Source organism: Serratia sp. CY76391 (assembly GCF_052166695.1).
In the GTDB taxonomy this organism is placed as follows: Bacteria; Pseudomonadota; Gammaproteobacteria; order Enterobacterales; family Enterobacteriaceae; genus Serratia; species Serratia nematodiphila.
Genome location: NZ_JBJNOJ010000015.1, coordinates 1 through 14,367, shown reverse-complemented (window position 1 = coordinate 14,367; position 14,367 = coordinate 1). Strand labels below are relative to the sequence as shown.

The window sequence follows — 14,367 nt, the reverse complement described above, 5'->3', positions numbered from 1 at the left end:
AACAGCAATGAACCCGTTAATTATCAAGTTAGGTGGCGTGTTATTAGACAGTGAAGAAGCGCTGGAGCGTCTGTTTACCGCGTTGGACAGCTATCGGCAGCAGCATCAGCGTCCGCTGGTGATCGTGCACGGCGGTGGCTGCGTGGTAGACGAGCTGATGAAGCAGCTCTCTTTACCGGTGGTGAAAAAGAACGGCCTGCGCGTCACGCCGGCCGATCAGATCGACATCATCACCGGCGCGCTGGCCGGCACCGCCAACAAAACGCTGCTGGCGTGGGCGATTAAGCATCAAATCAACGCCGTTGGCCTGAGCCTGGCGGACGGCGGCAGCGCAGTCGTGACTCAGCTCGATCCGGCATTGGGCCACGTCGGCAACGCGCAGCCCGGCTCGCCCGCGCTGCTCAATACCCTGCTGGGCGCCGGCTACCTGCCGGTTATCAGCTCCATCGGCATCACCGCCGAAGGGCAGTTAATGAACGTGAACGCCGATCAGGCGGCGACGGCGCTGGCGGCGACGCTGGGGGCGGATCTGATCCTGCTGTCGGACGTCAGCGGCATCCTCGACGGCAAGGGCCAACGCATTGCGGAAATGACGGCGCAAAAAGCGGAGCAACTGATCGCGCAAGGCATCATCACCGATGGTATGGTGGTGAAGGTGAATGCGGCGCTCGACGCCGCCCGCACCCTCGGCCGCCCGGTGGATATCGCCAGCTGGCGCCATGCCGATCAGCTTCCTGCTTTGTTTAACGGCGTGTCGATTGGCACCCGGATCCTCGCTTAATTTTAGAATTAGAAAGGAATAGATCATGCAAAACCAAGGCATCAAAAAAATCGTTCTGGCGTACTCCGGCGGCCTGGATACCTCGGCCATCATTCCATGGCTGAAAGAGAACTACGGCGGCTGTGAAGTGGTGGCGTTCGTGGCGGACATCGGCCAGGAGCGCAGCGATCTGGAAGGTGTGGAGCAAAAAGCCCTGCAGTCCGGTGCCTCTGAATGTCACGTGGTCGATCTGCGTGAAGAATTTATCCGCGATTACGTTTATCCGGTGCTGCAGACCGGCGCCCTGTACGAAGGCAGCTACCTGTTGGGCACCTCGATGGCGCGGCCGATCATTGCCAAGGCGCAGGTCGAGTTGGCGTTGAAAGTGGGCGCGGACGCGCTGTGCCACGGCGCAACCGGCAAAGGCAACGATCAGGTGCGTTTCGAAACCACCTACACCGCGCTGGCGCCGCAGCTGAAAGTGGTGGCGCCGTGGCGTGAGTGGAACCTGCGTTCCCGTGAAGCGCTGCTGGATTACCTGAAAGAGCGCAACATCCCGACTACCGCGTCGCTGGAGAAGATCTACAGCCGCGATGAGAACGCCTGGCACATTTCCACCGAAGGCGGCGTGCTGGAAAGCCCGTGGAATGCGCCGAACAAGGATTGCTGGGTATGGACCGTCGATCCGCAGGAAGCGCCGGATCAGCCTGAGCAGGTGACCGTCACCGTTGAGAAAGGCCGCGTTGTGGCGGTTAACGGGAAAGCGCTGTCGCCTTACCAGTGCCTGGAAACCTTGAATGCGCTGGGCGCCAAGCACGGCGTCGGCCGGATCGACATCGTGGAAAACCGTCTGGTGGGCATCAAATCCCGCGGCTGCTATGAAACCCCGGGGGGCACCATCATGGTGGCGGCGCTGCGCGCCATCGAGCAGCTGGTACTGGATCGCGACAGCTTCAAATGGCGCGAGCAGCTGGGCCTGGAGATGTCCTATGTGGTGTACGACGGCCGCTGGTTCGCGCCGCTGCGCCGCTCGCTGCAGGCCTCTGCCGAAGCATTGGCTGAAGAGGTGAACGGTGAAGTGGTGCTGCAGCTGTACAAAGGCCAGGTGACGGCGACCCAGAAAAAATCCGCCAACAGCCTGTACTCCGAAGAGTTCGCCACCTTCGGCGAAGACGAAGTGTACGATCACAGCCACGCGGGCGGCTTTATCCGCCTGTTCTCTCTGTCTTCACGCATCCGCGCGTTGAATGAGAAAAAGAATAAATAACCGATTGGCGTGACTCTGCAAGGGCGCAGCATGCTGCGCCCTTTCGCATAAAAATTCAGGAGTAAAGGTATGGCACTTTGGGGCGGACGGTTCACTCAGGCGGCGGATCAGCGGTTCAAGCAACTCAACGATTCGCTGCGGTTCGATTATCGCCTGGCGGAGCAAGATATCGTGGGCTCGGTGGCCTGGTCGAAGGCGCTGGTGACCGTTAACGTGTTGACGGCAACGGAGCAACAGCAGCTGGAGCAGGCGCTGAATGCCTTGCTGACGGAAGTTCAGGCCGATCCTTTGGCGATCGTCCAAAGCGATGCCGAAGACATCCACAGCTGGGTGGAGCAGAAGCTGATCGAGAAGGTCGGCGATTTGGGCAAGAAGCTGCACACCGGCCGCAGCCGCAACGATCAGGTCGCGACCGATCTGAAGCTGTGGTGCAAACAGCAGATCGGCGATCTGCATCAGGCGATCGTCCAGCTGCAGCAGGCGCTGGTGGAGACCGCCGAAGCCAACCAGGATGCGGTGATGCCGGGGTATACCCACCTGCAACGCGCGCAGCCGGTGACTTTCGCCCACTGGTGCCTGGCCTATGTCGAGATGCTGGCGCGCGATGAAAGCCGTCTGCAGGACACCCTGAAACGGCTGGACGTCAGCCCGCTGGGCAGCGGCGCGCTGGCCGGCACTGCTTATCCTATCGATCGCGAGCAACTGGCCGGCTGGCTGGGCTTCGCCTCGGCGACCCGCAACAGCCTGGACAGCGTATCCGATCGCGATCACGTGTTGGAACTGCTGTCCAACGCCGCCATCAGCATGGTGCACCTGTCGCGCTTCGCCGAAGATCTGATCTTCTTCAACAGCGGCGAGGCGGCGTTTGTCGAGCTGTCCGATCGCGTGACCTCCGGCTCTTCGTTGATGCCGCAGAAGAAAAACCCGGACGCGCTGGAGCTGATCCGCGGCAAGTGCGGTCGCGTACAGGGCGCGCTGACCGGCATGATGATGACGCTGAAAGGCCTGCCGCTGGCGTACAACAAAGACATGCAGGAAGACAAAGAAGGGTTGTTCGACGCGCTCGACACCTGGATGGACTGCCTGCAGATGGCGGCGCTGGTGCTGGACGGCATTCAGGTGAAGCGCCCGCGCTGCCAGGAAGCGGCGGAGCAGGGCTATGCCAACGCCACCGAGCTGGCGGATTACCTGGTCGCCAAGGGCGTGCCGTTCCGCGAGGCGCACCATATCGTCGGTGAGGCAGTGGTAGAAGCGATTCGCCAGGGCAAACCGCTGGAAGCGCTGCCGCTGGCGGATTTGCAGCAGTTCAGCGCGACGATCGCTGACGATGTCTACCCGATCCTGGCGTTGCAATCCTGCCTGGACAAACGTGCGGCCAAAGGCGGCGTCGCGCCGCAGCAGGTGGCCGCGGCAATCGCCGCAGCGAAACAGCGTTTGGCTTGACGACGACAAGGGCGGCCTGGTGCCGCCCTTGAACCTCTACCCCGCCAGGCGGGCGCACAGATAACGGTTCAGGCTCACGCCTTCCTCCATCGCGCCAATCGCCAGCCGGCGATGCTGTTCCGGCGTCATGCGCAGCACCAGTTTGCCGCTGAAATTTTTCTCCGCCAGCGCCTGCGGCGGCGTTTCGCCTTGCGCCAGCATGTCGGCGATCGTTTCGCTCACGACTTTTTCGATGCCCTCCAGTGCGCTAGTACGCGTGGCGGCCAGCCAGGACAGCGAGGGGAATTCGGCGCACAGCCCGACATATTCACGATCTTCCGCTGACCAGGTGATGCGATAGGTATAGTGTTCATGCTTTTCCATGTTCTTCCTCCATTCCGGCTCCGCCCTTCATTTTAGTGTCATTAGTGATATCAACTCAATGCCAAAGCATAAAAAATGCGTGCAGGAGGGGAGGGCCGTGAGGCAAGAGGAGGGAGGCAAATGTGGAAAGCGCTGCGCAAAAAAACCGGGCCTGAAGGCCCGGTGGGTATGAATGGAGAATGGGATGTTATTCGCCCGGGCAGCGCTGGCAGCGCTCGATTTCGGCCGCGCCGAGTTTGAGCTTCGCCTGCAGGTCGCGCAGCGCGGTGCGCAAGCCTTCTTCGATCACTGGATGATAGAACGGCATGTCCAGCATCTGATCGACGGTCATCTGCTGCTGGTGCGCCCAGGACAACAGGTGCGCAATGTGTTCGGCGTCCGGGCCGATCATTTCCGCGCCGAGGAAACGGCCGGTGCCCTGTTCGCCGTAAACGTGCAGAACGCCCTTGTTGCGCAGCATCACCCGAGAGCGGCCCTGATTCTCAAACGAGACCTTGCCCACTTCAAAACAGCCGCAGGCGCTGAACTTCTCGCTCAGCTCGCGGAAGGTCGAGCCGACCATGGCGATCTGCGGATCGGAGAACACCACCGAAATCGCGCTGCGGCGCAGACCTGGATTGATCTCCGGGAAGCTGCCGGCGTTGGCGCCGGCGATGCGCGCCTGATCGCTGGCCTCATGCAGCAGCGGCAGTTGGTTGCTGGCATCGCCGGCGATGAAGATATGCGGCACGCTGGTTTGCATCGTCAGGCGGTCGGCCAGCGGCACGCCTCGGGCGTCGAGCTGCAAACCGGTGTTTTCGAGGCCCAACCGATCGACGTTGGGGCGGCGGCCGGTGGCGGCCAACACGTAGTCCACCAGGATCTCCTGCGGTTGGCCCTGCAGATCCCGATAGCGGATAAACACCTTGTCGCCTTCGCGCTGCATCATCTCCACTTTCACGTCGGCGTCGAGATAGAACTCTTCCCCCAGCGTTTTCGCGGCGTAATCGCGCACGGCGCTGTCGGTGAGCGGCCCGACGGCGCCGCCGATGCCGAAGACCCGGGTGTCGACCCCGAGGCGGTGCAGCGCTTGCCCCAGTTCCAGCCCGATGACGCCGGGGCCGAACACCGCTACGGACTGCGGCAAATCATCCCAGTTGAACAGATCGTCGTTGACGATCAGGCGATCGCCCAGTTCGTTCCACGGCGCCGGCCAGCTGGGGCGTGAGCCGGTGGCGATTACGATGCGCTGCGCCACAATGCGCGTATGCTCATCGACCTGCAGCGTGTTGTCGTCGATAAAGCGGGCATAGCCCTGAATTTTGTCTTCGGCTGGGATCTCGTCCACGCCTTCCAGCACGAAGCCGACGAAACGATCGCGTTCGCGTTTGACGCGAGCCATCACCTCGCGCCCGTCAATGCGCGTTTTGCCGGTTGGGTGCACGCCAAAGCCCGGTGCACGTTCGATTTGATGCACCGCTTCGGCGGCGGCGATCAATAATTTGGATGGCATGCAGCCAACGCGCGCACAGGTGGTGCCATAAGGCCCGCCTTCGATCATCACCACGCTGGGGGTAGACAGTTTGGCCGCTCGGTAGGCGCCGAGCCCTGCGGTGCCGCCGCCGATGACCGCGACATCAACGTTCAACAGTTTCATATCCGCTCCTGAAAGGTAAAAAAAAGGCGGGCCGTAGCCCGCCAAAGTTCACGTTGGCTTTGTTATTACTTATTAAGCTGACAGGAATGTTTCCAGATCGTCGCTGCCGCCGATGTGACGGCCGCCGATGAATACTTGCGGCACCGTGGCGCGGCCGCTGACGGCGCGCAGGCTGACGGTGGTAGCGTCTTTGCCCAGCACGATTTCTTCATATTGAATGCCGCGCTCTTGCAGCATCTGTTTGGCTTTGGCGCAGAACGGGCAGCCCGGCTTGGTGAACAGGGAGACCGATTCCTGCACTTTGAATTCCGGCGCCAGGTATTTCAGCATGGTGTCGGCGTCGGACACTTCAAACGGGTCGCCCGGCTTGTTCGGCTCGACAAACATTTTCTCGACCACGCCGTCGCGCACCAGCATCGAGTAGCGCCAAGAGCGTGGACCAAAGCCCAGATCCGCTTTCTCAACCAGCATGTTCATGCCTTTGGTGAATTCACCGTTGCCGTCCGGCACGAAAGTGATGTTTTCCGCATGCTGATCGGCTTTCCAGGCGTTCATCACGAAGGTGTCGTTCACCGAGACGCACAGAATGCTGTCGACGCCGTGTTGTTTGAATACGCTGGACAGCTCGTTGTAACGCGGCAGATGGCTTGAAGAGCAGGTCGGCGTAAACGCGCCCGGCAGCGAGAACACGATAACGGTTTTGTTTTTGAACAGGTCATCAGTGGTCACATCAATCCATTGGTCGCCCTGACGGGTGTGGAAAGTAACCTGAGGAACTTTCTTGCCTTCTTGACTGGTAAACATTGATTAACCCCTTAATTAGGAAAAGTAATTTTTAGCATTTAGCGCGATATCGCTTCGTTGGGACACATTATTGTCGCTGGGACTTGATAGATCTAATCGCTCATTGCTATCTTATCTATCGCCATGAGCTATCATGGAATGGAGGGAAACAATGAATATTCGTGATTTAGAGTATCTGGTCGCCTTGGCTGAGCACCGGCACTTCCGCCGTGCGGCCGATTCATGCCATGTGAGCCAGCCCACGCTGAGCGGGCAGATCCGCAAGCTGGAAGACGAGTTGGGCGTCATGCTGCTTGAGCGCACCAGCCGCAAGGTGCTGTTCACCCAGGCGGGTCTGTTGCTGGTGGAGCAGGCGCGTACCGTGCTGCGCGAAGTGAAAGTGTTGAAGGAGATGGCCAGCCAGCAGGGCGAAGCCATGTCCGGGCCGCTGCACATCGGCCTGATCCCGACCGTGGGGCCTTATCTGCTGCCGCAGATCATACCGACACTGCACAAAACCTTCCCGAAACTGGAAATGTACCTGCACGAAGCGCAAACCCATCAGCTGCTGGCGCAACTCGACAGCGGCAAACTGGACTGCGCCATTCTGGCGTTGGTGAAGGAAACCGAGGCGTTTATCGAAGTGCCTCTGTTCGATGAACCGATGAAGCTGGCGGTGTATTCCGATCACCCGTGGGCGCAGCGCGAGCGCGTGGCGATGCCGGATTTAGCGGGAGAGAAGCTGCTGATGCTGGAAGATGGCCACTGCCTGCGCGATCAGGCGATGGGCTTCTGCTTCCAGGCGGGCGCGGACGAAGATACTCACTTCCGCGCCACCAGTCTGGAAACGTTGCGCAATATGGTCGCTGCCGGCAGCGGCATTACCCTGCTGCCGTCACTGGCGGTGCCGCCGCAGCGCGAACGCGACGGCGTGTGCTATCTGGATTGCTACAAGCCGGAGCCGAAGCGCACCATCGCGTTGGTGTATCGCCCCGGTTCCCCACTGCGCAGCCGTTATGAGCAGTTGGCCGAAGCGATCCGCGAGCACATGCAGGGCTACATCGACAGCGCGTTAAAACAGGCGGTTTAAGCCGTTAAGCGCCGCCACCCGGTAGGCTTCGGCCATGGTCGGATAGTTGAAGGTCGTATTAACGAAATACTCGATAGTATTGCCTTCACCTTTCTGTTCCATGATCGCCTGACCGATGTGGATGATCTCCGCCGCACGCTCGCCGAAGCAGTGGATCCCGAGGATCTGCAGGGTGTCGCGATGGAACAGGATCTTCAGGCTGCCGACATTCATCCCGGCGATCTGCGCGCGCGCCAGATGCTTGAACTGGGCGCGGCCCACTTCATACGGCACTTTCATCGCCGTCAGTTCCTGCTCGGTTTTGCCGACGGAGCTGATTTCCGGAATGGTGTAGATGCCGGTCGGGATATCTTCGATTAGGTGACCGCTGGCTTCGCCGGAAGCGATCGCTTGGGCGGCGATGCGGCCCTGATCATAGGCGGCGGAAGCCAGGCTCGGATAGCCGATCACGTCACCGACTGCATAGATGTGCGACAGCGCGGTCTGATACATGCTGTTCACCTTCAGCAACCCGCGGCTGTCCGACTCCAGACCGACGTTCTCCAACCCCAACGAATCGGTGTTGCCGGTACGGCCGTTGGCGTACAGCAGGCAGTCCGCTTTCACCTTCTTGCCGGACTTCAGGTGCACGATCACGCCGTCTTCGGTGCCTTCGATCTTCTCGAATTCTTCGTTGTGGCGGATCACCACGCCGTTGTTCCAGAAGTGATAAGAGAGCGAATCCGACATCTCTTGATCGAGGAACGCCAGCAGCCGATCGCGGGTGTTGATCAGATCCACCTTGACGTTCAGGCCGCGGAAGATAGACGCATATTCGCAGCCGATCACCCCGGCGCCGTAAATGATCACGTGGCGCGGTTCATGGCTCAGTTCGAGGATGGAATCGCTGTCGTAGATGCGCGGGTGATTGAAATCGACGCTGGCCGGATGGTAAGGGCGCGAGCCGCAGGCGATCACGATGTGGTCGGCGCGGATGGTGTCCTGAGTGCCGTCCATGTAGCTGACGCTGACGGTGTTGGCGTCGATGAAGCGCGCGTCGCCGGCGAACAGCTTGCACTGGTTCCGCTCATAGAACCCTTGGCGCATGCGGGTCTGCTGGCTGATGACGTTATCGGCGTGGCGTAAAATGTCAGGGAAGGTCGCGCTAAGCGTGCGCGAATTGTTGTAAAGCGGGTTCTGGTTGAATTCGATAATGCGGCTGACGGCGTGGCGGAGGGCTTTGGAGGGGATGGTGCCCCAATGGGTACATCCGCCGCCTACGTTGTTGTACCGTTCGATAACGGCCACGCGGGCGCCCTGTTTCACCAGCCCCATGGCGGCACCTTCACCACCAGGGCCCGAGCCAATCACTATGGCATCAAATTGATAGTGCTGTTGCATGTAGGAGAGACCTGTTTTTTTATACAAGATTACAACGGTATCTTAACATCATAGCGCTGCTCACCCAATCACCATTAGGCTTTTTGAGTCAAAGCACAATCGGCTCAGGGCGGAAGTGTGATAGAGCGCGTTAGTATAAATGCTGTTGCAATAAAATTTGCTATATTGCCGAGTCTAGGGCGTTAGACTGAGAGAATGGAACCTATCCGGATATGCATATGGGCGTCAGAGCACAACAAAAAGAACGGACTCGTCGTTCCCTGATCGAAGCCGCATTCAGCCAGCTGAGCGCCGAACGCAGCTTCGCCAGCCTGAGCCTGCGGGAAGTTTCACGCGAGGCGGGCATCGCGCCCACGTCGTTTTACCGCCATTTCCGCGACGTGGATGAGCTGGGGCTGACCATGGTGGATGAAAGCGGCCTGATGCTGCGTCAGTTGATGCGCCAGGCGCGCCAACGCATCGCCAAGGGCGGCAGCGTGATCCGCACCTCGGTGTCCACCTTTATGGAATTTATCGGCAACAACCCGAACGCCTTCCGCCTGCTGCTGCGCGAGCGCTCCGGCACGTCGGCGGCATTTCGTGCGGCGGTGGCGCGCGAGATCCAGCATTTCATCGCCGAACTGGCGGACTACCTCGAGTTGGAAAACCACATGCCGCGCAGCTTTACCGAAGCGCAGGCGGAAGCGATGGTCACCATCGTGTTCAGCGCCGGCGCGGAAGCGCTGGATATCGACGTCGAGCAGCGGCAGCAGCTGGAAGAACGGCTGGTGCTGCAGCTGCGGATGATCTCCAAAGGGGCGTACTACTGGTATCGTCGCGAACAAGAAAAAGCTTCTGTGTCCCACGTATAAAAAAGGTAAAAAATGATGGAAAAACCAGGCCGTGAAAATGGCACCTTACTGCTGGCGTTGATTGCCGGCCTTTCGATCAACGGTTCCTTTGCCGCGCTGTTCAGCTCGGTGGTGCCGTTTTCGATCTTCCCGCTGATCGCGTTGGTGCTGGCGGTGTACTGTCTGCATCAGCGTTACCTGAACCGCGCCATGCCGGACGGCATGCCGAAGCTGGCGGCGGCCTGCTTCCTGCTGGGGCTGTTGATGTACAGCGCCATCGTGCGCGCCGAATACCCGCAGATCGGCTCCAACTTCCTGCCGTCGGTGATCTGTGTGGCGCTGGTGCTGTGGATCGGGGTCAAGCTAAAGGCGCGCAAGGCGCTGGATGTGCCGACTCAAGAGCCGTAATGAAACGGGGCGCCATCATGGCGCCCCTGTCGTATCAGCGGTGTTTTTCCAGCAACACGCCGCATTCCATGTGATGGGTATACGGGAACTGGTCGAACAGCGCCAGGCGGCTGACCCGGTGCGTGGCCTGCAGCGTTTCCAGGTTGGCGCACAGCGTTTCCGGATTGCATGAAATATACAGAATGCGCGGGTAAGCCTGCACCATCTTCACCGTTTCCGCGTCCAGCCCGCTGCGCGGCGGATCGACGAAAATCGTCTCGCAGTTGTAGCCGCTCAGATCGATGCCTTTCAACCGGTTGAATTCGCGTACTCCGTTCATCGCCTGAGTGAAGTCTTCCGCCGCCATGCGGATGATTTGCACATTGTCGATATGGTTGGCGGCGATGTTGTACTGCGCCGCCGCCACCGACGGCTTGGCGATCTCGGTCGCCAGCACGCGCTCGAAATTGCGCGCCAACGCCAGCGAGAAGTTGCCGTTGCCGCAGTACAGCTCCAGCAAATCGCCTTTGGAACCGGCGGTGACCGCCAGCGCCCATTCCAGCATCTGCACGTTCATGGCCGCGTTGGGTTGAGTAAAGCTGTTTTCCACCTGGCGGTAGATCATGTCGCGGCCGGCGACCGTCAGCACTTCGTCAACATAATCCTGGTCGAGCATGATTTTGGTCTTCGACGCCCGGCCGATCAACTGCAGGTCGAAACCCTGCGCGCGCAGCTCGTCGCGCAGTTGCTCGGCGCGCTGCTGCCAAGCGTCATCCAGCTTGCGGTGGTACAGCAGCGAGGCGATGATTTTACCGCTTTGCGTCGACAGATAGTCGATCTGGAACAGCTTGTGACGCAGGATCGGCTCCGGTTTCAGCGCGGCGATCAGGGCGCTCATCAGGCGGTTGATCAGTTCGCTGGCGGCCGGGAATTGATCGACGCGAATACGCTGCTTGGTCTGCTGATCGAACATGATGTGATACATGTCGTCCGCGTCGTGCCAGATGCGGAACTCGGCGCGCATGCGGTAGTGGTCGACTGGCGAGCGGAACACTTCCGGCTCGGGCGCCGCGAACGGTGACATCAACGTCTTCAGGCGGGCGACTTTCTCCGCCAGTTGGTCATCGTAACGTTCAATAGGCAAATTCTCGGGCGTCATGTGTGTCTTCTCGTCAGGCAAATTTGATCAGCGGGGATTGTAGGGAATCAGCCCGTGAAGTCCAGTTTTGTCGCGTTTATTATTTGTAACATTAGTAGCAGTCTAGACATCTATTTGCATTGATCGTAGCATTGCCGTCCGGCCTCAAGCAGCGAGTGAAAAGGGAATCCGGTGTGAATCCGGAGCTGACGCGCAGCGGTAAGGGGAAGTCACGGCGATAGCGTTTCGACGCAGACACTGTCCATTGCAGGATGGGAAGTCATCGCCCGTTGCCGGTCGCGCCCCGCGGCCCGCAAATCCCAAGCCCGAAGACCTGCCGGTGTTACGTCGCAATGTCCGTGGCCGTCGCGAACTACCGGCCATGATCCTGCGGCATCCGCCAATTAAGTTTGGATGCTTTTTTCATGACAATTACAAAAAATACGCTGCTGGCGGTGGTCTCCTCCGTCACGGCTTTTTCTGGATGGGCGCAAGACAACACCACAGCCACGAATGGTGATAACCTGGTGGTGACCGCCAACCGCTTCCCGCAGCCGGTTTCTTCCGTGTTGGCGCCGACCTCCGTCGTCACCCGTAACGATATCGATCGCTGGCAGGCCAAGAGCCTGACCGACGTGATGCGCCGTTTGCCAGGTGTGGACATTGCGCAGAATGGCGGCCTGGGGCAGCAAAGTTCGTTGTTTATTCGCGGCACCAATTCCAGCCATGTGCTGGTGTTAATTGACGGTATTCGCCTTAATCAGGCGGGCGTCAGCGGCTCTTCCGATCTCAGCCAAATCCCGATTTCGCTGGTGCAGAAAGTCGAATACATTCGCGGCCCGCGTTCGGCGGTATACGGTTCCGACGCCATCGGCGGCGTAGTCAACATCATTACCACCCGCGAAAAGAACGGCACGACGCTGGCTGCCGGCGTCGGCTCCAACGGCTATCAATCCTATGACGCGTCGACTCAACAGCAACTGGGCGACAGCACCGTGGCGACGGTGGCGGGGAACTACACCTATACCAAAGGGTATAATGTTGTCGCGAACTTGCCGGACAGCTTCGGCAATCCTGCACAGCCTGACCGCGACGGCTTTATGAGCAAATCTCTGTATGGCGGCATTGAGCACAAGTTCAATGAGGCGTTCAGCGGCTTTGTTCGCGGTTATGGTTATGACAATCGCACGGCCTATGACGGTAATTACAGTTATTCGGATCCGGCGCATTTAGATGCGTTGCCTGACACTCGCCAACTCTATAGCCAAAGCTGGGATAGCGGTCTGCGCTATCAGGACGGCATCTATGCTACGCAGTTGATCGCGAGCTATAGCCATACCAAAGACTATAACTACGATCCCAAATACGGCCCTTATTCTGCGTCTGCAACCCTGGATGACTCCACGCAATACAATGTGCAGTGGGGCAATACGTTCCAGGTTGCTCAAGGCCATATCAGTACGGGTGTCGATTGGCAGAATCAGAAAATCGAACCGGGTACAGCTTACATCACTGATAGCAAGAGCCAACGTAATACCGGGCTTTATCTGACGGCGCAGCAACAAGTGGATGCCTTTACTTTGGAAGGTGCTGTGCGCGGTGACGATAACTCGCAGTTTGGTTGGCATGGCACTTGGCAAACCAGCGTGGCCTGGGAATTTGTTGAGGGCTATCGTGCCATCGCGTCTTATGGTACTGCATTTAAAGCGCCAAATTTGGGGCAGCAATACGGCAGCTTTGGCGGCAACCCGGATTTGAAACCGGAAGAAAGCAAACAGTGGGAAGGGGGCTTTGAGGGGCTGACCGGCCCCGTCACCTGGCGCGTTACCGGTTATCGCAATGATATAGATAATCTGATCAGCTATGCATCAAGTGGTTCAGGTTCAGCCTATTACAATGTTAATCAGGCAAGGATTAAAGGTGTTGAAGCGACGGCGTCTTTTGATACCGGCCCGCTGACGCATCAGATTGGTTACGATTATGTCGACCCGCGCAACGCAAAAACTAACGAAGTGCTGTTGCGTCGTGCCAAACAGCAGGTGAAATATGAGCTGGACTGGCAGCTGTATGACTTTGATTGGGCGGTAACCTACCAGTATCTGGGAGAGCGCTACGATGGTGATTACAGCGGCTACACTACGCGTACGGTTAAACTTGGCGGCGTGAGCCTGTGGGATCTCGCAGTTTCGTATCCGGTCACATCTCATCTGACAGTTCGTGGTAGAATTGCCAACCTGTTTGATAAAGATTATGAGACGGCCTATGGCTACGCTACTCCAGGAAGAGAATACTACCTCACTGGAAGCTATACCTTCTAACAGCACCGCCACACCTCGCCCGACGGTGCTGGTTTTTGATTCCGGCGTCGGCGGGCTGTCGGTGTATCAGGAGATTCGGCAGTTGCTGCCGGATCTCCACTATATATACGCGTTCGACAACGTGGCGTTCCCCTACGGCGAGAAGTCCGAAGAGTTTATCGTTGAGCGCGTGCTGGAGATTGTCGGCGCGGTGCAGCAGCGTCATCCTCTGGCGATTGTCGTCATTGCCTGCAACACCGCCAGCACCGTTTCCTTGCCGGCCCTGCGCGAGCGTTTCAGTTTCCCGGTCGTGGGTGTGGTGCCCGCCATCAAACCTGCGGCCCGTCTTACCGTCAACGGCATTGTCGGCCTGTTGGCGACCCGTGGCACCGTACAGCGCAGCTATACCCACGAACTGATTTCCCGGTTCGCTACCGATTGCAAAATTGAGCTGCTGGGCTCTTCTGAACTGGTGGAGCTGGCGGAAGCCAAGCTGCATGGCGAAGCCGTGCCGCTGCCGGTGCTGAAGAAGATCCTGCATCCGTGGCTGAGCATGCGCGAGCCGCCGGATACGGTCGTTCTGGGCTGCACCCATTTCCCTCTTTTAGCTGAAGAGCTGATGCAGGTGTTGCCGGAAGGTACCCGATTGGTGGATTCCGGCGCGGCGATTGCCCGTCGCACCGCCTGGCTCATCTCTACGCAGGAAAACCTGGTCTCGAGCCAGGAAGAGAATCTGGCGTATTGCATGGCGTTAAATGAAGATACTGACGCTTTATTGCCCGTTTTGCAGGGCTATGGCTTTAAATCGTTGAAAAAACTGCCGCTTTAACGGTGTTTTGGTTAAACATTCAACGGTCGGAAAAAATATTGAAAATAGGGGTTGCGGCCTGCCGAGAACTCCCTATAATGCGCCTCCACTGACCGGGAACAACGACTGACAAGCCGCCGGGTCAGCGAGAAGAAAGCGAAATAAACGCTTGACTCTCCGGGCGA

The 14,367-nt window shown here is 58.8% G+C and carries 13 protein-coding genes and 1 riboswitch; of the genes, 8 read left to right on the top strand and 5 right to left on the bottom strand.

The features are described 5' to 3' along the window. The first annotated feature begins 7 nt into the window (after positions 1–7). The 3 genes from argB to argH all read left to right on the top strand — a co-directional run bounded on the left by argB (position 8) and on the right by argH (position 3,470). Entirely contained in the window at positions 8–781 is a 774-nt protein-coding gene (gene argB, locus ACJ8PN_RS22960; RefSeq protein ID WP_019452246.1) for an acetylglutamate kinase, read from the top strand. A gap of 25 nt (positions 782–806) precedes the next feature. Continuing rightward, positions 807–2,027 (top strand): argininosuccinate synthase, encoded by a 1,221-nt coding sequence (locus tag ACJ8PN_RS22955; RefSeq protein WP_004931061.1) that lies wholly within the window; start codon positions 807–809, stop codon positions 2,025–2,027. A gap of 69 nt (positions 2,028–2,096) precedes the next feature. Next, positions 2,097–3,470 (top strand): argininosuccinate lyase, encoded by a 1,374-nt coding sequence (gene argH, locus ACJ8PN_RS22950; RefSeq protein WP_015379406.1) that lies wholly within the window; start codon positions 2,097–2,099, stop codon positions 3,468–3,470. A gap of 36 nt (positions 3,471–3,506) precedes the next feature. On the opposite strand, the gene ACJ8PN_RS22945 is transcribed toward argH, so the two are convergent. The 3 genes from ACJ8PN_RS22945 to ACJ8PN_RS22935 form a co-directional block, all read right to left on the bottom strand. Beyond that, the gene (locus ACJ8PN_RS22945) at positions 3,507–3,833 is read right to left on the bottom strand and encodes a type II toxin-antitoxin system HicB family antitoxin (RefSeq protein WP_442535240.1); all 327 of its coding nucleotides are present in this window, start codon (positions 3,831–3,833) and stop codon (positions 3,507–3,509) included. Between the two features lie 187 nt (positions 3,834–4,020). Continuing rightward, on the bottom strand, positions 4,021–5,469 hold the full coding sequence (locus tag ACJ8PN_RS22940; RefSeq protein WP_442535239.1) for a dihydrolipoyl dehydrogenase: 1,449 nt from the start codon (positions 5,467–5,469) through the stop codon (positions 4,021–4,023). A 72-nt stretch (positions 5,470–5,541) separates the two neighbouring features. Then, positions 5,542–6,273 (bottom strand): glutathione peroxidase, encoded by a 732-nt coding sequence (locus ACJ8PN_RS22935; protein WP_004931051.1) that lies wholly within the window; start codon positions 6,271–6,273, stop codon positions 5,542–5,544. A gap of 151 nt (positions 6,274–6,424) precedes the next feature. Here ACJ8PN_RS22935 and oxyR point away from each other — a divergent pair, with 151 nt between their 5' ends. Then, positions 6,425–7,342: a DNA-binding transcriptional regulator OxyR gene (gene oxyR / locus ACJ8PN_RS22930; protein WP_015379402.1), complete on the top strand. Its 918-nt coding sequence runs from the start codon at positions 6,425–6,427 to the stop codon at positions 7,340–7,342. On the opposite strand, the gene sthA is transcribed toward oxyR, so the two are convergent. Next, positions 7,325–8,722 (bottom strand): Si-specific NAD(P)(+) transhydrogenase, encoded by a 1,398-nt coding sequence (gene sthA, locus ACJ8PN_RS22925; RefSeq protein WP_004931047.1) that lies wholly within the window; start codon positions 8,720–8,722, stop codon positions 7,325–7,327. The two genes, oxyR and sthA, sit on opposite strands and share 18 nt — an antisense overlap. Positions 8,723–8,940: 218 nt before the next feature. On the opposite strand from sthA, the gene fabR reads away from it, so the two are divergent. Continuing rightward, positions 8,941–9,573, top strand: coding sequence for an HTH-type transcriptional repressor FabR (gene fabR, locus ACJ8PN_RS22920; RefSeq protein WP_004931044.1), 633 nt, complete (start codon positions 8,941–8,943; stop codon positions 9,571–9,573). Positions 9,574–9,588: 15 nt separating this feature from the next. Then, entirely contained in the window at positions 9,589–9,960 is a 372-nt protein-coding gene (locus ACJ8PN_RS22915; protein ID WP_171455121.1) for a YijD family membrane protein, read from the top strand. Positions 9,961–9,994: 34 nt separating this feature from the next. On the opposite strand, the gene trmA is transcribed toward ACJ8PN_RS22915, so the two are convergent. Continuing rightward, a complete protein-coding gene (gene trmA / locus ACJ8PN_RS22910) occupies positions 9,995–11,098 on the bottom strand; it encodes a tRNA (uridine(54)-C5)-methyltransferase TrmA (RefSeq protein WP_033631315.1) in 1,104 nt (367 codons plus the stop codon). A 122-nt stretch (positions 11,099–11,220) separates the two neighbouring features. Then, positions 11,221–11,433, top strand: a riboswitch (cobalamin riboswitch). A 69-nt stretch (positions 11,434–11,502) separates the two neighbouring features. Between trmA and btuB the strand changes: the two genes are divergently transcribed. Then, the gene (btuB, locus tag ACJ8PN_RS22905; protein ID WP_131165399.1) at positions 11,503–13,395 is read left to right on the top strand and encodes a TonB-dependent vitamin B12 receptor BtuB; all 1,893 of its coding nucleotides are present in this window, start codon (positions 11,503–11,505) and stop codon (positions 13,393–13,395) included. Continuing rightward, on the top strand, positions 13,340–14,203 hold the full coding sequence (gene murI, locus ACJ8PN_RS22900) for a glutamate racemase (RefSeq protein ID WP_025921004.1): 864 nt from the start codon (positions 13,340–13,342) through the stop codon (positions 14,201–14,203). The genes btuB and murI overlap by 56 nt, the downstream gene beginning before the upstream one ends. Positions 14,204–14,367 lie beyond the last annotated feature (164 nt).